Raw genomic sequence first — 17,117 nt, 5'->3', positions numbered from 1 at the left:
CTTTTACAACTACTTATTTTAGAAACATTTAATTAGAAAAAAACTCCCGAAAAAAAATTCTAATCGGAAAATCACAAATAGCATTGTAAAAACTACATCGTTTTCGGATATTTATTAAAAAATCATCAGTAAATTAGCCAAATAATTAATATCCTATAATTATATGCATGCATAGTAAATAACATAGCTGTAATTATTTTTTTATCTTTAAATTAGCCTAAATTTTTGGAAAATAAAACCATGAAAATAAAAATAACTGGAATAGGAAGTTATATTCCTGAAAAGAAAGTAAGCAATACTGATTTTGGAAATCATGTTTTTTTAAATGAAGACGGCACTCCATTTGGACGACCAAACGATGTAATTATCAATAAATTTAAAGGAATTACAGGAATTGAGCATAGGCGTTATGCTGAAGATCAATATACTTCATCCGATTTGGCTTTTTTTGCTTCTCAAAAAGCAATCGCTAATGCAGGAATAGACCCTGAAACTATTGATTACATTATTTTTGCTCATAATTTTGGTGATGTAAAAAGTGGCACATCACAGTCGGATATGTTACCTAGTTTAGCAACACGAGTGAAAAATAAATTACAAATAAAAAACCCTAAATGCGTCGCCTACGATATTCTTTTTGGATGTCCTGGATGGATTGAAGGTGTATTACAAGCTAATGCTTTTATTAAATCTGGCATGGCCAAACGTTGTTTAGTTATCGGGTCTGAAACATTATCTAGAGTTGTAGACGACCATGATAGAGATTCGATGATCTATTCGGATGGTGCTGGTGCCTCGATAATAGAAGCTTCAGACGATGAAACTGGATTACTTTCTTATGAAAGTGGAACTTATGCTATGGACGAAGCTAATTATTTATTTTTTGGACCATCCTACAATACGGAACTAGATCCTGACACGCGATACATAAAAATGCATGGTCGTAAGATTTATGAATTTGCCCTAACTACTGTTCCAGCTGCAATGAAAAACTGTTTGGATAAAAGTGGTCTTGGAATTGATGATGTAAAGAAAATTCTTATTCATCAAGCCAATGAAAAAATGGACGAAGCGATCATACAACGTTTTTACAAACTTCATGACAGACCAGTACCACAAGACATAATGCCTATGAGTATTCATGAATTAGGTAATAGTAGTGTAGCTACTGTGCCTACTTTATTTGACTTATTAATTAGAGGTGAAATAAAAGATCAAAAAATCAATAAAGGAGATATTCTTCTTTTTGCTTCTGTTGGAGCTGGAATGAATGTAAATGCCTTTATTTATAGATATTAATTTTTCGAAACACATTTATAAAAGGCCACTATTCTCATATAATAGTGGCCTTTTTATTAATAAATGATTCAACATGAAACAAACTGAGTTGAAATCTGCAATAGAAGAAATATATCTTTGTACATTTGCACTTTGGATAAACTATAACAAAAATGTACGAAAAAACGTTTCCTAATAAAAGATTCAAACATACTTTAGAATTTTTAAACAAACACATTTCAACTACAGAAAGCATTCTAGATTTAGGCGTTGAAAATCCTTTTTCAAAAATCATGAAAGAAGATGGCTATACTGTAAGAAACACTACTGGTGAAGATTTAGATCTTGATCAATCTATATTTTCAAAAGAAAAACAAGATGTAGTTACTGCATTTGAAATCTTCGAACACTTATTGAATCCGTTTACCATTTTAAGTGAAATAAAATCAGACAAACTTTTTATTTCGATCCCAATGCGATTGTGGTTTTCTCCAGCATACCGAAGTAAAACGGATATGTGGGACAGACATTACCACGAATTTGAAGATTGGCAACTCGATTGGTTATTAGAAAAAACAGGCTGGAAAATCATCGACAGACAAAAATGGACTAATCCAGTAAAGAAACTTGGAATCCGCCCTTTATTGCGCTATTTCACTAATAGGTATTATATTGTTTATGCCGAAAAGATAAAATAATGAATTACTACGTAGTTATTCCCGCACACAACGAAGAGGCACTTATTACTTTAACATTGGAATCCTTGATTTCTCAAACACTATTGCCAAAAAAAGTAGTGATTGTTAATGATAACTCAACTGATAAAACGGCAGAGATTGTTTTGGCTTTCGCCAAAGAACATCCGTTTATCACATTAGTCAACAAAGAGTCAAGCGCCATTCATTTACCAGGAAGCAAAGTTATCCAAGCATTCAACGCAGGTTTAGAATCACTAGATGATCAGTATGATATTATGATGAAAGCGGATGCCGATCTAATTTTTCCAAATAATTATTTTGAAACAATTGTCAAGCATTTTCAATCAGACTCCACTATTGGTATGGCTGGAGGCTTTTGTTATATTGAGAAAAATGGAGAATGGATTCTAGAAAATTTAACAGATAAAGATCATATTCGTGGTGCGTTAAAAGCATACAGAAAAGAAACATTCAAACAAATAGGTGGACTAAAAGCACAAATGGGTTGGGATACGGTTGATGAATTACTTTGTAAATTCTACAATTGGAAAGTAGTCACTGATGCTACTTTACATGTAAAACATTTAAAACCTACTGGCGCTAATTATAGTAAAACGGCTCGTTACAAACAAGGGGAAGCGTTTTACACTTTAGGCTACGGTTTTATCATTACTGCAATTGCATCAGCAAAACTGGCAATGATGAAAAAGAAGCCCCTCCTATTTATCGACTATCTAAGCGGTTTTTGGAAAGCAAAATCAGCAAAAACGCCTTTAATGGTTACAAAAGAACAAGCACGATTTATTCGAAAGTATCGTTTAATGAAAATGAAAGAGAAATTAATTGGTTAATTACTCTATTCTAAAAAGCCTGAACTCATAACACATAACTCATAACTTATAACTATTTTTGACTATATTTTAAAACTATGATGCTCATTCGATATTTATCACAAGTAGGGAAATATTTCTTAATGTTAGGGGAGATTTTCAATAAACAAACCAAATGGTCTGTAATGAAAAAACTTATATTTAAGGAAATAGATGATTTAATCATTGGTTCTCTTGGTATTGTTGCCTTTATTTCATTTTTTGTTGGTGGAGTTGTTGCTATACAAACAGCATTAAACTTGACCAACCCTTTAATACCAAAGTACTTAATAGGATTCGCTACTCGTCAATCTATTATTTTAGAATTTGCACCCACTTTTATCTCTGTGGTAATGGCAGGAAAAATGGGATCATTTATCACATCGAGTATTGGGACCATGAGAGTAACGGAACAAATAGATGCACTTGAAGTGATGGGCGTAAATTCATTAAACTATTTAGTTTTCCCTAAGTTAATGGCTTTATTATTATATCCGTTCCTTATTGGGATTGCTATGTTTCTAGGAATACTTGGTGGTTATATTGCTAGTGTTTATGGTGGTTTTGGTAGTAGTGCTGATTTTATTGATGGTATACAACGAGAATTCATCCCTTTTCATATTGCTTATGCTTTTATAAAGACCTTTATTTTTGCTTTGCTATTGGCAACTATTCCTTCTTTTCATGGTTATTATATGAAAGGTGGAGCACTTGAAGTAGGAAAGGCAAGTACAGTATCATTTGTTTGGACTTCCGTAACCATTATTTTGATGAATTATATTTTAACACAATTACTCTTAACGTAATGATAGAAGTAAAAAACATAGAAAAATCATTTGGTGGTGTCAAAATTCTTAAAGGAATATCAACTGTTTTTGAAACTGGTAAAACCAATTTAATTATAGGTCAAAGTGGTTCTGGAAAAACGGTTTTGTTAAAAAGTTTACTTGGTATCCATCAGCCGGAATCTGGGAAAATTTGTTTTGATGGTAGAATATACTCTGAACTCGAAGCAGATGAAAAAAGAGAGTTAAGAACCGAAATTGGAATGGTTTTCCAGGGCAGTGCTTTATTTGATTCCATGACTGTTGCTGAAAATGTGGGTTTCCCTTTGAAAATGTTTACTAGAGACAACGGAACTAAAATCCAAGAACGTGTCGATTTTGTTTTAAAAAGAGTTAATCTTACTGACGCTCATAAGAAACTCCCATCAGAAATATCTGGAGGAATGCAAAAGCGTGTGGCTATTGCCCGTGCCATTGTAAACAACCCTAAATACTTGTTTTGTGATGAACCAAACTCTGGATTGGATCCAAACACTGCTATATTAATCGATAATTTGATTAAAGAGATAACGGAGGAATACAATATCACTACCGTTATAAATACACATGATATGAATTCAGTGATGGAAATCGGAGAACGCATCTTATTTCTTAAAAATGGATTAAAAGCTTGGGAAGGAACAAAAGAAGAAATTTTTAGAACAGATAATCAAGCAGTAGTTGATTTTGTCTACTCTTCTAATTTATTCAAAAAAGTAAGAGAAGCGTATTTGAAGGAATAAATAAAAATACCATTTTAATAAAAAACGGACTTTGATTTAAAACCAAAGTCCGTTTTTTATTATTAACTAGGTAATAACTCTACCTCAGCATTTGGATTAAAAAGATACAATTTTCCAGAGTTAATTTCTAAACATTCAAACCTTTTAGTTCTTATTGCAATTTTCTTAAAAATCTTTCCATTTTGAATTCTAAAAACACTGCCATATGGAATTTCAAAAATATAATTTTTATCATTTTGTTTATCAAATTGCTTTAATGCCAAAGACAAATTAGCATCTGTATCACTACTAGCAGTTGGATTTTTAAAATGTCTAGCTATTAACGGTAATAAATGATTTGGAAAAATCTCAGGACGAATAAAAGGAACCATGAGTTGTTGAAACGAATATTTCCATTCTTGACCATGAGGTTTTATATTTCGACCAAACCTTTCAAAGGCCACCAAATGTCCTATCTCATGTATTAATGTAATTAGGAACTTATATTTATTCAAGCTAGAATTAACAGTAATCTCATGTTTACCATTTAATCCTTTTCTATAATCACCATGACGAGTTTGTCGCTCATTTACAATCTTAAGATGTACTTGATTCGCAACAATCAATTCGAAAACTGGTTTTACAGCATGTTCAGGAATATATCTAGCTAGAGTTTCGCTCAAAATAGTTGTTAATTTATGGGTTTGTAGAAGAAACTTCTAGTACTTTCCCGTTGTAATATTTATTTCCAGTCAATGTAAAATTGAAAATATAGTCCGCCATTTCACTTGCAGATATCGGAGCTTGATATCCTGGAAAAGCTTCAGCCAACATTTCTGTTTGAACTGAACCCAATGCCAAAACATTAAACGAAATTCCTCTTTCTTTATATTCCTCAGCAAGTAATTCAGAAAGCGTTATAACCGCTCCTTTACTAGAGCTATATGCCGCTAGTCCAGCAAACTTTAGGCTTCCTTGAATTCCACCCATAGAACTTATTGTTACTACATGACTCCCTTTTTGTAAATATGGCAAACAAATACGAGTTAAATTTGCAACCCCAAAAACATTGACTTTATAAACAGCTTCAAAATCATCTTGAGTTGTTTCTGAAAAAGGTTTCAATAACAAACTTCCCGCATTATGAACAATAGCGTCTACTTTTTTCCATGAACTAGAAAGAAAATCTTTTACACTATCTAAATCTGATTCATTTGATAAATCAACTGATAGACAGCTTATGTTTTTATGTTCTATAAGGATACGTGGGGTTTTTCTAGAGAGAGCCAATACTTGATGTCCTGCATTTGCAAATAATAAAGCCAACTCATACCCTATTCCTCTACTTGTACCTGTTACAATGATATTTTTCATTTAGCAAAAATAAACAAATCCATTAAAAAGTACTATTTAAAACAAGTGATTATTTTTCATCTGAATATAAAAAAATCTCAAATTATTTTTATTTTTGCAAAAAAATAACGCTACTAAATTCCTTTAAAATGACCGAAAACATCCCATTAGAAATTGCGTCACTTCAAGACATCGACGGTGTTTTATCATTACAAGAATTATATTTAGTTTCTAATTTAACAGAAGCCGAAAAAGAATTTGGTTTTGTGACAACGCCATTTACAAATGCTCAGTTGACTGAAGTCATAGAAAATAAAGGTTTATTTATTGCCAAAGACAATCAAAAAGTCATCGCTTATATTTTTGCAGAAAGCTGGACTTTTTTTAACCAATGGCCCATTTTTAAATACATGAGTTCCTTATTTCCAAATCTTACTTTTCAAGATTTTAATACTATTACTACAACCAATAGTTTTCAATACGGTCCTATATGCATTCATGCGGACTATCGTGGCAAAGGATTAATCAGACCTCTTTTTGAATTCATGAGAAGCCATATTGTGGAACGTTACCCATTGGCTTTGACATTTATCAATAAAAAGAATATCCCTTCCTTAAAAGCCCATAGTGAAAAATTACAATGGACTGTTATTGGCGATTTTCAATTCAATAGTAATGACTACTTCATTTTGGCTTATAACATGAAAAAAGCTATTTAATATATTTTTTAAAAACTTTATAGCTTTGTAAACAAGCCATAACGATAAAGAGCATTGGAATTATAACAGGTATTAAGTATTTAGAGAAGCTATCTGCGTTTTGAGATATTGTATTCAAGAAAAAAACCAAAGCTAGCATTCCTAAAAAAGTTCCTATTAGCGTTCCTAGAATGTAAAAAAACTTCCATTTTCCATTCACATGAATATATTTTCCATTTATCAAATACAAATTCCAACCCGTCCAAAAGGGAAGCTGCAAAAAGTTAATGCTACTTAAAAATAAACCGATTACAACAGGAGAATAGATAATGTATTTTTCTAAATAATGTTGATTCGAAACAGATTGAGTAGAATGAGAGTAGAAGGAATAGGCCAAAAGCAACAAAAAGAAAATACCAAAGATGTCAATTACCTTCATCAATTTTTTATTATTGGCTAATTTAGCAGCAAAAATTAAAGTGAAATAAATGACTAGAGCTTCAATAAAAATAACACCTAATAAATATAAAAGTAAATTATTTATTCCAAATTCAGTGTAAATTTCAAAGCCTATAAAATTCAAATATCCCAGTGGAATAGAACCCAAGAAGCTCACAACAAACCCCACAAGAATATTCTTTATTATTTTCATTGCTGTTAAAAATTGACAATTTTATTGCTCTGTTCTAGATGCAATCTGTATTCTTTCATCCCTACTTTATGATCAAGATATGGAACCCCATTTTTATTGTTGGCAACACTAATTTCAAACATATAACTAATGTGTCGTGATAGTTCTTTCCAAGCAAAAAACAAAGAATGTTTGGGATCATAAATATGCGTTGGCTCACTGGCTGCTCCATTTAATTCCACTATCGAAAAGTTTTTTCCGTTTTCTAATTCTTCAATCGTATTATACATGACATCCAATCTCCCAAAATAAAAGCCTGGTATTTGCAAGCACATTTCATTAATAACGGCTTCCAATTTTGGAGTTATCCAGTCACTCCCATCAATAAACTTAGCCCCTCTGGCATGATTGCCGTAGGGAACAAGATTCATTTTTTCACCTACAGCTAAAACGGTTAATAAACGATTACCGTATTCCTGCTGTAGTACTTTTAATTGCAATTCATAACGCGGATTTTCCTTTATTAACTCTTCGATTGTTGCAATACCGTTTCCTGTAATAATTAAAAATTCTTTGGAAACAATTCCTGTAATTTTTCCTGATTTTTGATTGGGGTATCGTACATAGAAAATCCCAACTTCATTTTGAAACGGAATTAAGTCTTGGATTACATAATCAAAATTGGCTTTGGAGGCATATTGCTTTAAATCAGTAATAGTTTCAATTTTCTTAACTCCTGAACCACGCAAACCAATATCAGGTTTAGCGATCAAAGGATATTTTATCCCCGAGGATTTAATTGTATTTTCTATTGATTCTAATGAAGTCCCTTCTCTAATTAATTCCGTTTTGGGATAATATTTTTGAGGGATTAAATCATAAATCGCTTTTTTAGATTCCATAATAAATCCTCCATTTTTTATCGTGGGATTAGACGCATTAAAGAAAAAAATTGATTTTGCTTTTATAGCGTAAAAAGCCCATTGAAAATAAATAGGAATATAGACCAATTGGAAAGGCCAATATTCCCAATGGGTTATCTTGTGTAGTAGTAATTTAGAATTTCTATTAAATATCACTTAGGGAATTTTTAAATTATAATAAATGAAGTGCACGATTCTTTTTGGGATATTAAATCATAATGACGAATAGCGACCTTATTTTGTTCAGTTATGGCTTGCGTAATACTTAGCGTTTTCATTTCATTATTTCGATTGATAACCAACCCATTTTGATGATTGTCTTTATCTGTATAGCGATGATACTGGTACATTTCTTTTTCTGAAATTGCCCCATTCTCCTCCAAGAAGGTATAAAACAAATCTGCTCTTTCTTTTCTAATTTCATCGGAATACAAAGTAGCCGAAGACCAGATGTGTCTATCATCTGCATTTAAAACAACCTCCTCTTTTTTTAAACCGTTCCATCTTAATTGAAAAAGCGCCCCATTTTGAAATAAAACTAAAGTAAAAGGTTCAATGTTATCTAAATCAATCTCATTCCAGAAATCCTTTGGGGATACTTCGCTTATGATATCTAAAACAATTAAACCACGGCTTCTTCTATAGGGAAGCTTTGGGATATGTTTTTCATTGGCACCATTCAATAAAACCAAAATAGTCCCATCGTCATCCACTGCGTACCAAGTCCCTCCCGCTTTTGGGTCTTTTGGATAAATGACATTTTTGCCTTTTACTATGTAATTTTTGGGCTTAATTGCACTGGGCCTTATCACCTTTTCATCGCGATTGGAGGTAATGATGACTTTGTTATCCACTTTTACAAAACTTACTGTGCACATTGATTTCTATATTCAATTGTTGAACGTGCCACTCCAAAATTGACATCTACTTCAATAGTATCAATTTGTAAAATCGCCACTTTTATTAAAGCCTGATGATGGATACAATGTTCCAAATTATAAAGCAATTCTCTGAAATAATTACTCTCAATACGAAGCTCTTCACTATCAATTATTTGCTGTAATTCTAACTTTTTATTTTCTTTTTCCAATGAATTTTGGACCATTTTAATTTGAGATATGGCAAAATCAGTATCGGTTTGAATTAATTTGTTCCGTGGTCTTTTATCATAATTCACTATCCCCAAATTATAATTATTCTCAAGACACTGAAACATCTCGATAATGTGCCTCGTATGTTCGCCAATAGTAGAATCACTTAGCGAAACACAAGGCTTAGCATATTCAGAATCTGGGAGTTGAACAAGCAAATCTACCAATTCATTCAAGCTCGTATTTATAGAAGGTATCAGCATATTACAATTTTAATTTTAACAAATTGAGTATTGTATTCTTATTTTGATAAACCAAAAGAGAACAACAAATAAAGGTAATTAGAGCCAAAATAAAAAGAGTTCCCCCGTCATTTTGCACTTCTATACCCAAAACAAATAAATGAGATGCAATAGCACCTATCATTACTCCCATGCCTATTAATGCCCCAATCCAAGTTGTTTTTGGATACACAATTAAAATCGACGCTATCAATTCGGCAATCCCTGAGCCTATTCTTCCATAAGGTTCCATCCCTAAAGTAGAGAAAATATAAACACTTTCTTCGGCACCAGTAAATTTAAAATACAAAGTTTGAATTAGAATTACTGCAACAATAAGGCGCAATAACCAAGTTATCAGTGGTGATTTCATAATTTTATTTTTATTTAAAAAACTTCTTCCAGTTTGTATCGGCTTTTGCCTTCAAATTGGATTGATCTTTATTCCAGCTTTTCAATGTATTGTTAAAATAGGCATTATAAAACAAGTATAATTTACCTTCAACAATTTTAAATGTTGCGGGATCAATTTCGACTTTTTCACCAGAATCTCCCATTGCAAATGCACACCAACCTCCATATTGTGGTTCGTAAGTCATTGGGCTTTTTGCAAAAGCATCTTTGTTTTCTACTGATGAGAAATAATAATTCACTCCTTCATAAATAGATCCCAATTCTTTTTTCCCTTTTACTGCTTTACCTTGTTTAAAATAAGCAACAGGATCGTAGCCTTGAATAGCTACTTTCTTTTCTAGATTAAATTGTGTTAGTCTTTTACTCTCATTTTGTGCAAATGATAATAAAGAAATCAAACAAAATATTGCGGCAATTAAAATACGGTTTTTCATCTTACAAATCAATTAAAATATTATATTATACTGAATACTAACAACGTAAGCCCTTGTCAAACCATCTGGACGGATATCCCTAATTACAAATGGAGTTGCCATTGAGAGCTCTATACTGTTATGATTATTTATTACATATGTGGTTAATAAATTCCCGTTAATAGTTAAACCATCTGACCCTTTTATTTTTTCTCTATCTCCCTGAATAGTCTCATAACTATCCTCTCCTAGATGATAAATAAATAAAACATTCGGTTTAAAGATAAATTTTTTATTGGCAGTTTTTAGCGTATAAGTTGTTCGAAACAATGCATCTGACCTACGTTCAAACCTATTTGTAGACGGAAAATCATTAGTGCCTGAAAACTCTTTAAAATAGGAGTTTTTATTATTATTTATTACTGGGATTTGAATAGCTGAATTAAAATCCCAATTATTATATTTAAAATTCCCTCCAATAAATAAATCATAAGTTCCCAAACTTGATTGATAATCTAATGGCAGTGAATTTCCATCAATTTTTAAATCGGAATTTGTGAAAGGAATTTTAAAACCGAATAATGTACTCCATTGTTTATTATTCTTTGTTTCAAAGGTATAATTCCCTGACAGAAATGCATCTCCTAATGAAGTTGAAGTTCCAAATGCACCATTGGCACTAGAAAATGTCACCTTACTACTCAGCGCCCAGTTTTCATTTATTTTTCTAGTATAGGAAATAAATGGAGAAAAATAGGTTACATCAGCCTCACCATCACCAAAAACAGAAGCAATTCCTACACTATTTTTTAATTCTTTTTCGTCACTTTGAAAACCATGTCCTATTGAACATATTCCTGCATCACTACAACCTTGGGCGTAGCCAAAAGTAGAAACAGTAACCAGTATCAAAACAAAAAAATAATTTTTCATTTCTATTCTTTTAAAGATTTAGCAGCTGCAATCAAAAGATCATTTGTAATTCTATGTTTAAAATCCGGAGTAATAAATTCAAATTCGATTTCCTTATTTACATTCAAAATAAAAACAGAGGGAACGGGCAAAAAACTACTATTTACACCATCAGAACTTTTAGCCAACATAGATTTGTAATTTTCTGGAGCTTCAAAAGCAATTCCCATCGTTTTTGCAAGCTTTCCATTACTATCAGATAATAAAAGGTAATTTACTTTATCTTTTTCTACAGTAGCTTTCAAACTTGTTGGAGAATCTGGACTAATTGCTATTATTTGGTATCCTAAAGCTATTAATGCTGCTTCGGCTTCACCTAAAGCGGATAAATGTAGATTACAATATGGACACCATCCACCACGATAAAAAACTAAAACAGTTTTTTTATTACTAAATAGGGAGGCTAAATTAACATCTTGATTATCGACTGATTTCAAGATAACATCTGGGATTTTCTCACCAATTAACAAAGGTGAAATATCTGTTGCCGTTTTAGGCAATTCATTTTGGGCATTTACAAGCGATACTATTGCAAATAAAGCAAGGCTAAATAATTTTTTCATAGTGTTTCATTTTATTAATACAAAACTACTATGTAATTTAAGAAGCAATTGTCGCCTAGTTTGCAATTCAATAAAAATAACTACAAATTATTTATATCCGTTATAATTATTTCTTTTCTGTTGTAGGCAATTATACCGTTCGTTTCCATTTCATTCAATAACTGAGTAGCGGTTTGTCTTGAAGTACAAATGATTTGAGCAATATCGTTTTGAGTCAAATAATTTTCAATCACAATTCGGTTACCCGTTCTTTTTCCTTCGCTTTCACCCCAGTCTTTTAAAAACAATAGTAGTCTGGTTTTGGCATCTTTAGAAATCAAATTAGAGTAGCTGTTTTTTATTCGCTTCATTTTCAAACCTACAAATTTAGTATAGGATAAAGCCAAACTAGGATTGCTCAATAATAGATCTTCAAAATCCGATAGTAAAAAACTGCAAATAGCTACATCATCAGATAATACTTTGGCGTACTCATTGGCTTGATTGTCGGATTCTAAAGTTAGTTCCCCAAACAAATCGCCTTTTTGAATAATGTCTTTTATGGTTTCATTTCCCTCTTCGTCTACTGCCACTATTTTTATGTTCCCTTTTTTCAAAAGAAAAATTCGAGGCACATCTGAAGAACTGAAATAAATAACCTCTCCTTTTTGAGCCTTTTTAAACCCCGTAATAATACACAATTGCTTGATTTGTCCAAAACTTAAAGTCCGGAATAATTTATGATCGCGCAAGTACCAATATTTTAAATCATCGTACATAAAAGGAAACTTTTGGGTAAATGTACACTTTTTTAGAATTAAAAAACCACTAAGAAATAAGACCATTAAGATGATTTACATCTCAACTACTTACCCCTTAATGGTTAAAAAAAAATATTTTATAAAATTCAGGAAACTAACGTTCTTGAAATTACAATTCGTTGTATTTCAGATGTCCCTTCATAGATTTGAGTAATTTTAGCATCGCGCATCATACGTTCTACATGATATTCGGATACGTAACCATTCCCACCGTGAATTTGTACTGCTTCAATTGTAGTATCCATAGCGGTTTGTGAAGCAAACAATTTAGCCATAGCTCCAGATTGTGAAATATCCTTACCTTCATCTTTCTCAGATGCCGCTTTAAGAACTAACAATTTGGCAGCCATAATTTGAGTTGCCATATCAGCTAATTTGAAAGCAATAGCTTGGTGTTTGAAAATTTCTTTTCCAAAAGCTTTACGCTCTTGCGAATATTTTAATGCTAATTCATAAGCTCCTGTTGCAATTCCTAAGGCTTGAGAAGCAATTCCAATTCTTCCTCCATTTAAAACAGACATGGCAAAATTGAATCCAAATCCATCTTCTCCAATTCTATTTTCTTTTGGAACTTTCACATCATTAAATAGTAATGAATGAGTATCAGATCCACGAATTCCCATTTTCTTTTCCTTTGGACCAATATCAAAACCAGCCCACCCTTTTTCAACTATAAAAGCATTGATTCCTTTATGTCCTTTTTCAATATCCGTTTGAGCAATTACAATATAAGTTGATGCCGAAGATCCATTAGTAATCCAGTTTTTTGTACCGTTAAGTAAATAATAATCTCCTTTATCTATTGCAGTTGTTTTTTGTGAAGTAGCATCAGAACCCGCTTCTGGCTCCGATAAACAAAAAGCACCAATTACCTCCCCTTTAGCTAAAGGCACTAAATATTTCATTTTTTGTTCTTCATTGCAATATTTTTCAATACCCGCACAAACCAATGAATTATTTACTGACATGATAACCGCAGCTGAAGCATCTACTTTTGCAATTTCAGTAATTGCTAAAACATAAGAAATACTATCTAATCCTGACCCACCATATTTAGGATCGACCATCATTCCCAAAAACCCAAGCTCAGCCATCATTTTCACCTGTTCAGTAGGAAACTTTGAATGCTCGTCTCTTTCTACAACTCCACCCAACAATTCAGTATTAGCAAAATCTTTTGCCGCTTGTTGAATCATTAAATGCTCTTCGGTAAGATTAAAATCCATATTTTTATTGTAAATTAAATGTTGTTAAATTTGTTGCCAAAAGTAATTATTATAAATCATATTTCAAACGATTTCGTAAATTAAGCCAATGTTAAAAGAAAAGTATAATATTATAGGTGTCATGTCAGGCACTTCTCTAGACGGAGTCGATTTATCACAAATAATCTTCACTGTCGAAAATAACAAATGGAATTTTAAAATCCTAGAATCTGAAACTATTTCTTATGACTCAAATTGGATCAATTCTTTAAAATCAGCAGTAGATTATTCGACAACTAAATTAGAAAAATTAAATCAAGATTACACTACCCTTCTCGCTACTATTATTTCAAATTTTATAAAAATAAATAAAATTGAAAATCTTGATGCTGTCAGTTCCCATGGACACACTATTTTACATCAACCTCAAAAAGGCTTCACCTTACAAATAGGAAATTTACCTGAAATTGCTTCTTTAATTAATCAGACTGTTGTTTGTGATTTTAGAGTCCAAGATGTTCAACTAGGCGGTCAAGGTGCTCCATTAGTTCCTATTGGGGATCGTATTTTGTTTTCAGAATACGATTATTGCATGAATTTAGGTGGATTTTCTAATATTTCATTCGAAGAAAATAATCAACGTATTGCTTTTGATATTTCACCAGTTAACACCGTATTAAATTACTACGCCAATCAATTGGGATTCAATTACGATGATAAAGGGGAAATATCAAGATCCGGAAATACCAATGAAGCGCTTTTAAAGCAACTAAATGAATTGGATTTTTATCAAAAAAAACATCCTAAATCCTTAGGTTTTGAATTTGTAAAAGAAACTGTTTTACCCTTGATTGAAAGTTTCACTATTACTATAGAAGACAAATTACATACTTTCACAGAACATGTAGCGCTACAAATTTCTTTAGCACTACCAACTAAAACAGGAAGTTTTTTCATAACTGGCGGCGGAGCTTATAATGATTTTCTAATAGAGAGAATTCAATATCACTTACCCAAAATAGAAATCATAATTCCTAGTCCCAAAATTCTAGAATTTAAAGAAGCACTGATCTTTGCTTTACTAGGCGTATTGAAATTACGTAATGAAATCAACGTATTATCAAGTGTAACGGGAGCAAAAAAGGACCATAGTTCTGGAAAAATTTACTATGCAAAATAAATACACAAATACATAATTCGCATTATTCTATTTTTTATATTTGTACAAATTAAACATATCGCAACAAAATGAAAGATTTACTGAAGAAATTTGAAAATAAAGAACCAGTCATTGTATTCAATTGGAAAGACACTGAAACAGATGCAGAAGGCTGGACTGTGATTAACTCGTTGCGTGGTGGTGCTGCTGGTGGTGGAACAAGAATGAGAAAAGGATTGGATATAAATGAAGTTTTGTCGTTAGCAAAAACGATGGAAGTAAAATTTACAGTTTCTGGCCCAGCAATTGGTGGTGCCAAATCTGGTATTAATTTTGACCCAAATGACCCTAGAAAAAAAGGGGTTTTACAACGCTGGTACAAAGCCGTTTCTCCATTATTAAAAAGTTATTATGGAACTGGTGGTGATTTAAATGTTGATGAAATTCACGAAGTTATTCCAATGACAGAGGAATGTGGCGTTTGGCATCCACAAGAAGGGGTTTTTAACGGTCACTTTAAACCTACCGAAGCTGATAAAATAAATAGAATAGGTCAATTACGTCAAGGAGTAGTTAAAGTTATAGAAAATCCAAAATTCTCTCCAGACGTTGCAAGAAAATATACGATTGCCGATATGATTACTGGTTTTGGTGTTGCCGAAGCAGTTCGTCATTATTATGCTACTTATGGTGGCGATGTAAAAGGAAAGAAAGCAATTGTACAAGGTTTTGGAAATGTAGGTTCAGCTGCTGCATTCTATTTGGCCGAAATGGGTGCTAAAGTAATTGGTATTATCGATAGAGACGGTGGATTAATCAATGAAGAAGGATTCACATTTGAAGAAATAAAAGAATTATTCCTTAATAAAGACGGGAATAAATTAGTTGCTAAAAACATGATTCCTTTTGAGGAAATAAATCAAAAAATATGGACAATTGGCGCTGAAATTTTCACCCCATGCGCTGCTTCTCGCTTAGTTGCTCAATCTCAAATTGACAGTTTAATTGCGAGTGGATTAGAAGTAATTTCTTGTGGTGCTAACGTTCCATTTGCTGATAAAGAAATATTTTTTGGACCAATCATGGAAGATGTAGATCATAAAGTAAGTTTGATTCCTGATTTCATTTCAAATTGCGGAATGGCTAGAGTTTTTGCTTATTTCATGGAAAAGAAAGTACAAATGACTGATGAAGCTATTTTTCAAGACACATCAGAAATTATAAAAAATGCCATTGTAAAAGCACATGCTTTAAACAATTCTAAAACAAACATTAGTGCTACTGCATTTGAAATTGCTTTAAAACAATTAGTGTAATTTAATAGATTAAAAAGGCAATATTAATTCATTTTAAGTCCGTTTGACAGATCCGTTTTAAACCGAATCTATCAAACGGACTTTTTACATTTAAACTAAAATAAACAGCAAAAACAATTAATATTTGTTTACCATTTTTATCCTAAAAAATAACAATTTTTATAATATATTAGCGTTTCCATAATAAAGAAAATTTTATGAACATATTGTTACAAGCAGATACCTTATCTGTTGCTCGTGAAAGTTTAGCCGAAACGGTTCCTGTAGAAAAAACTTTATCTATAATTGAATTAATAACTAGCGGAGGATTAGCTGGTCAGATCATTATGACCTCTTTATTCCTAATGTTTTTTGTAGCGCTATACCTTTATTTCGAACGCTTAATGGCTATCAATGCAGCATCAAAAATCGATGTGAATTTCATGGGTCAAGTTAAAGAAAATATTAAAAATGGTCGCATTGACAATGCTAAAATAGCTTGTGCCCATTCTAAATCTCCTGTTGCACGATTAATTGAAAAAGGAATTTCAAGAATTGGAAAACCTCTTGATGACATCAATACTGCAATAGAAAACGCCGGAAAACTAGAAATTTATAAGCTTGAAAAAAACGTAAGTATGCTAGCAACTATTTCTGGAGCAGGTCCAATGACTGGTTTCTTAGGAACCGTTGTAGGTATGATTCAAGCATTTCATAAAATGGCAACAGCTGGAGGTCAAATTGAAGTTGGTGCACTTTCTGAAGGTATCTATACTGCTATGACAACAACTGTTGTTGGGCTAGTAGTTGGAATTATTGCTTTTGTAGGGTACAACCACCTAGTAGTAAAAACGGATAAAATTGTTCACCAAATGGAGGCAAATGCGGTTGACTTTTTGGATTTATTAAACGATCCTGCTTAAAACTA

At 32.0% G+C, this 17,117-nt stretch carries 21 protein-coding genes; 9 read left to right on the top strand and 12 right to left on the bottom strand.

Annotated features, from left to right (window positions below; translation table 11 throughout):
* Window positions 1-240: 240 nt before the first annotated feature.
* The 5 genes from AB3G36_RS06415 (at window position 241) to AB3G36_RS06395 (ending at window position 4,412) form a co-directional block, all read left to right on the top strand.
* Window positions 241-1,299, top strand: a complete 1,059-nt coding sequence (locus tag AB3G36_RS06415) for a 3-oxoacyl-ACP synthase III family protein (protein ID WP_367757138.1) — start codon at window positions 241-243, stop codon at window positions 1,297-1,299.
* Between the two features lie 152 nt (window positions 1,300-1,451).
* Entirely contained in the window at window positions 1,452-1,976 is a 525-nt protein-coding gene (locus AB3G36_RS06410; protein WP_367757137.1) for a methyltransferase, read from the top strand.
* On the top strand, window positions 1,976-2,827 hold the full coding sequence (locus AB3G36_RS06405; protein WP_367757136.1) for a glycosyltransferase family 2 protein: 852 nt from the start codon (window positions 1,976-1,978) through the stop codon (window positions 2,825-2,827). The genes AB3G36_RS06410 and AB3G36_RS06405 overlap by 1 nt, the downstream gene beginning before the upstream one ends.
* 77 nt (window positions 2,828-2,904) lie before the next feature.
* Window positions 2,905-3,651 (top strand): MlaE family ABC transporter permease, encoded by a 747-nt coding sequence (locus AB3G36_RS06400; protein WP_367757134.1) that lies wholly within the window; start codon window positions 2,905-2,907, stop codon window positions 3,649-3,651.
* On the top strand, window positions 3,651-4,412 hold the full coding sequence (locus tag AB3G36_RS06395; protein ID WP_367757132.1) for an ABC transporter ATP-binding protein: 762 nt from the start codon (window positions 3,651-3,653) through the stop codon (window positions 4,410-4,412). Before AB3G36_RS06400 ends, AB3G36_RS06395 begins: the two co-directional genes overlap by 1 nt.
* A gap of 62 nt (window positions 4,413-4,474) precedes the next feature.
* Here AB3G36_RS06395 and AB3G36_RS06390 read toward each other — a convergent pair whose 3' ends face one another.
* Both AB3G36_RS06390 and AB3G36_RS06385 read right to left on the bottom strand, forming a co-directional pair.
* Window positions 4,475-5,074, bottom strand: a complete 600-nt coding sequence (locus tag AB3G36_RS06390) for a SprT-like domain-containing protein (RefSeq protein WP_367757130.1) — start codon at window positions 5,072-5,074, stop codon at window positions 4,475-4,477.
* A gap of 13 nt (window positions 5,075-5,087) precedes the next feature.
* Window positions 5,088-5,765 carry an SDR family NAD(P)-dependent oxidoreductase gene (locus AB3G36_RS06385; protein WP_367757128.1) on the bottom strand — a complete coding sequence of 226 codons (678 nt, stop codon included), beginning with the start codon at window positions 5,763-5,765 and terminating at the stop codon, window positions 5,088-5,090.
* A 128-nt stretch (window positions 5,766-5,893) separates the two neighbouring features.
* Between AB3G36_RS06385 and AB3G36_RS06380 the strand changes: the two genes are divergently transcribed.
* Window positions 5,894-6,463: a GNAT family acetyltransferase gene (locus tag AB3G36_RS06380; RefSeq protein WP_367757126.1), complete on the top strand. Its 570-nt coding sequence runs from the start codon at window positions 5,894-5,896 to the stop codon at window positions 6,461-6,463.
* Here the strand turns inward: AB3G36_RS06380 and AB3G36_RS06375 are convergent.
* From AB3G36_RS06375 to AB3G36_RS06330, 10 genes are all read right to left on the bottom strand, one after another.
* Complete coding sequence (locus AB3G36_RS06375) at window positions 6,456-7,094, bottom strand: hypothetical protein (RefSeq protein WP_367757124.1); 639 nt, start codon at window positions 7,092-7,094, stop codon at window positions 6,456-6,458. The genes AB3G36_RS06380 and AB3G36_RS06375 overlap by 8 nt on opposite strands.
* A 5-nt stretch (window positions 7,095-7,099) precedes the next feature.
* Window positions 7,100-8,152, bottom strand: a complete 1,053-nt coding sequence (locus AB3G36_RS06370) for a D-alanine--D-alanine ligase (RefSeq protein ID WP_367757122.1) — start codon at window positions 8,150-8,152, stop codon at window positions 7,100-7,102.
* Between the two features lie 11 nt (window positions 8,153-8,163).
* On the bottom strand, window positions 8,164-8,874 hold the full coding sequence (locus tag AB3G36_RS06365; RefSeq protein ID WP_367757120.1) for an NRDE family protein: 711 nt from the start codon (window positions 8,872-8,874) through the stop codon (window positions 8,164-8,166).
* The gene (locus AB3G36_RS06360) at window positions 8,862-9,350 is read right to left on the bottom strand and encodes a DinB family protein (RefSeq protein WP_367757119.1); all 489 of its coding nucleotides are present in this window, start codon (window positions 9,348-9,350) and stop codon (window positions 8,862-8,864) included. The genes AB3G36_RS06365 and AB3G36_RS06360 overlap by 13 nt, the downstream gene beginning before the upstream one ends.
* Before the next feature lies 1 nt (window position 9,351).
* The gene (locus AB3G36_RS06355) at window positions 9,352-9,741 is read right to left on the bottom strand and encodes a DoxX family protein (RefSeq protein ID WP_367757117.1); all 390 of its coding nucleotides are present in this window, start codon (window positions 9,739-9,741) and stop codon (window positions 9,352-9,354) included.
* A 10-nt stretch (window positions 9,742-9,751) separates the two neighbouring features.
* Window positions 9,752-10,216 carry a YHS domain-containing (seleno)protein gene (locus tag AB3G36_RS06350; protein WP_367757115.1) on the bottom strand — a complete coding sequence of 155 codons (465 nt, stop codon included), beginning with the start codon at window positions 10,214-10,216 and terminating at the stop codon, window positions 9,752-9,754.
* Between the two features lie 12 nt (window positions 10,217-10,228).
* On the bottom strand, window positions 10,229-11,128 hold the full coding sequence (locus AB3G36_RS06345; RefSeq protein WP_367757113.1) for a hypothetical protein: 900 nt from the start codon (window positions 11,126-11,128) through the stop codon (window positions 10,229-10,231).
* A 2-nt stretch (window positions 11,129-11,130) separates the two neighbouring features.
* A complete protein-coding gene (locus AB3G36_RS06340; protein WP_367757111.1) occupies window positions 11,131-11,730 on the bottom strand; it encodes a peroxiredoxin-like family protein in 600 nt (199 codons plus the stop codon).
* Window positions 11,731-11,810: 80 nt separating this feature from the next.
* Complete coding sequence (locus tag AB3G36_RS06335; protein ID WP_367757109.1) at window positions 11,811-12,488, bottom strand: Crp/Fnr family transcriptional regulator; 678 nt, start codon at window positions 12,486-12,488, stop codon at window positions 11,811-11,813.
* 128 nt (window positions 12,489-12,616) lie between these two features.
* Window positions 12,617-13,756: an acyl-CoA dehydrogenase family protein gene (locus AB3G36_RS06330; protein WP_367757107.1), complete on the bottom strand. Its 1,140-nt coding sequence runs from the start codon at window positions 13,754-13,756 to the stop codon at window positions 12,617-12,619.
* 88 nt (window positions 13,757-13,844) lie between these two features.
* On the opposite strand from AB3G36_RS06330, the gene AB3G36_RS06325 reads away from it, so the two are divergent.
* The 3 genes from AB3G36_RS06325 (at window position 13,845) to AB3G36_RS06315 (ending at window position 17,112) form a co-directional block, all read left to right on the top strand.
* Window positions 13,845-14,915: an anhydro-N-acetylmuramic acid kinase gene (locus AB3G36_RS06325; protein WP_367757105.1), complete on the top strand. Its 1,071-nt coding sequence runs from the start codon at window positions 13,845-13,847 to the stop codon at window positions 14,913-14,915.
* A 68-nt stretch (window positions 14,916-14,983) separates the two neighbouring features.
* Complete coding sequence (locus AB3G36_RS06320; protein WP_367757103.1) at window positions 14,984-16,210, top strand: Glu/Leu/Phe/Val dehydrogenase dimerization domain-containing protein; 1,227 nt, start codon at window positions 14,984-14,986, stop codon at window positions 16,208-16,210.
* 197 nt (window positions 16,211-16,407) lie between these two features.
* The gene (locus tag AB3G36_RS06315) at window positions 16,408-17,112 is read left to right on the top strand and encodes a MotA/TolQ/ExbB proton channel family protein (RefSeq protein WP_367757101.1); all 705 of its coding nucleotides are present in this window, start codon (window positions 16,408-16,410) and stop codon (window positions 17,110-17,112) included.
* The last annotated feature ends 5 nt before the right edge of the window (window positions 17,113-17,117 follow it).

This window comes from Flavobacterium sp. WC2430, assembly GCF_040822075.1.
GTDB lineage: Bacteria > Bacteroidota > Bacteroidia > Flavobacteriales > Flavobacteriaceae > Flavobacterium.
The sequence above is the reverse complement of the archived record's forward strand: the minus strand, read 5'-3'. Positions and strand labels throughout refer to the sequence as shown.

What these genes read in the sequence shown, in the direction of transcription:
- AB3G36_RS06405 (WP_367757136.1), top strand. Translation starts at nt 1,976, where the DNA reads ATGAATTACTACGTAGTTATTCCCGCACACAACGAAGAGGCACTTATT.
- AB3G36_RS06330 (WP_367757107.1), bottom strand. Translation starts at nt 13,756, where the DNA reads ATGGATTTTAATCTTACCGAAGAGCATTTAATGATTCAACAAGCGGCA.
- AB3G36_RS06345 (WP_367757113.1), bottom strand. Translation starts at nt 11,128, where the DNA reads ATGAAAAATTATTTTTTTGTTTTGATACTGGTTACTGTTTCTACTTTT.
- AB3G36_RS06350 (WP_367757115.1), bottom strand. Translation starts at nt 10,216, where the DNA reads ATGAAAAACCGTATTTTAATTGCCGCAATATTTTGTTTGATTTCTTTA.
- AB3G36_RS06395 (WP_367757132.1), top strand. Translation starts at nt 3,651, where the DNA reads ATGATAGAAGTAAAAAACATAGAAAAATCATTTGGTGGTGTCAAAATT.
- AB3G36_RS06340 (WP_367757111.1), bottom strand. Translation starts at nt 11,730, where the DNA reads ATGAAAAAATTATTTAGCCTTGCTTTATTTGCAATAGTATCGCTTGTA.
- AB3G36_RS06380 (WP_367757126.1), top strand. Translation starts at nt 5,894, where the DNA reads ATGACCGAAAACATCCCATTAGAAATTGCGTCACTTCAAGACATCGAC.
- AB3G36_RS06325 (WP_367757105.1), top strand. Translation starts at nt 13,845, where the DNA reads ATGTTAAAAGAAAAGTATAATATTATAGGTGTCATGTCAGGCACTTCT.
- AB3G36_RS06375 (WP_367757124.1), bottom strand. Translation starts at nt 7,094, where the DNA reads ATGAAAATAATAAAGAATATTCTTGTGGGGTTTGTTGTGAGCTTCTTG.
- AB3G36_RS06385 (WP_367757128.1), bottom strand. Translation starts at nt 5,765, where the DNA reads ATGAAAAATATCATTGTAACAGGTACAAGTAGAGGAATAGGGTATGAG.
- AB3G36_RS06365 (WP_367757120.1), bottom strand. Translation starts at nt 8,874, where the DNA reads ATGTGCACAGTAAGTTTTGTAAAAGTGGATAACAAAGTCATCATTACC.
- AB3G36_RS06320 (WP_367757103.1), top strand. Translation starts at nt 14,984, where the DNA reads ATGAAAGATTTACTGAAGAAATTTGAAAATAAAGAACCAGTCATTGTA.
- AB3G36_RS06400 (WP_367757134.1), top strand. Translation starts at nt 2,905, where the DNA reads ATGATGCTCATTCGATATTTATCACAAGTAGGGAAATATTTCTTAATG.
- AB3G36_RS06335 (WP_367757109.1), bottom strand. Translation starts at nt 12,488, where the DNA reads ATGTACGATGATTTAAAATATTGGTACTTGCGCGATCATAAATTATTC.
- AB3G36_RS06360 (WP_367757119.1), bottom strand. Translation starts at nt 9,350, where the DNA reads ATGCTGATACCTTCTATAAATACGAGCTTGAATGAATTGGTAGATTTG.
- AB3G36_RS06315 (WP_367757101.1), top strand. Translation starts at nt 16,408, where the DNA reads ATGAACATATTGTTACAAGCAGATACCTTATCTGTTGCTCGTGAAAGT.
- AB3G36_RS06410 (WP_367757137.1), top strand. Translation starts at nt 1,452, where the DNA reads ATGTACGAAAAAACGTTTCCTAATAAAAGATTCAAACATACTTTAGAA.
- AB3G36_RS06355 (WP_367757117.1), bottom strand. Translation starts at nt 9,741, where the DNA reads ATGAAATCACCACTGATAACTTGGTTATTGCGCCTTATTGTTGCAGTA.
- AB3G36_RS06415 (WP_367757138.1), top strand. Translation starts at nt 241, where the DNA reads ATGAAAATAAAAATAACTGGAATAGGAAGTTATATTCCTGAAAAGAAA.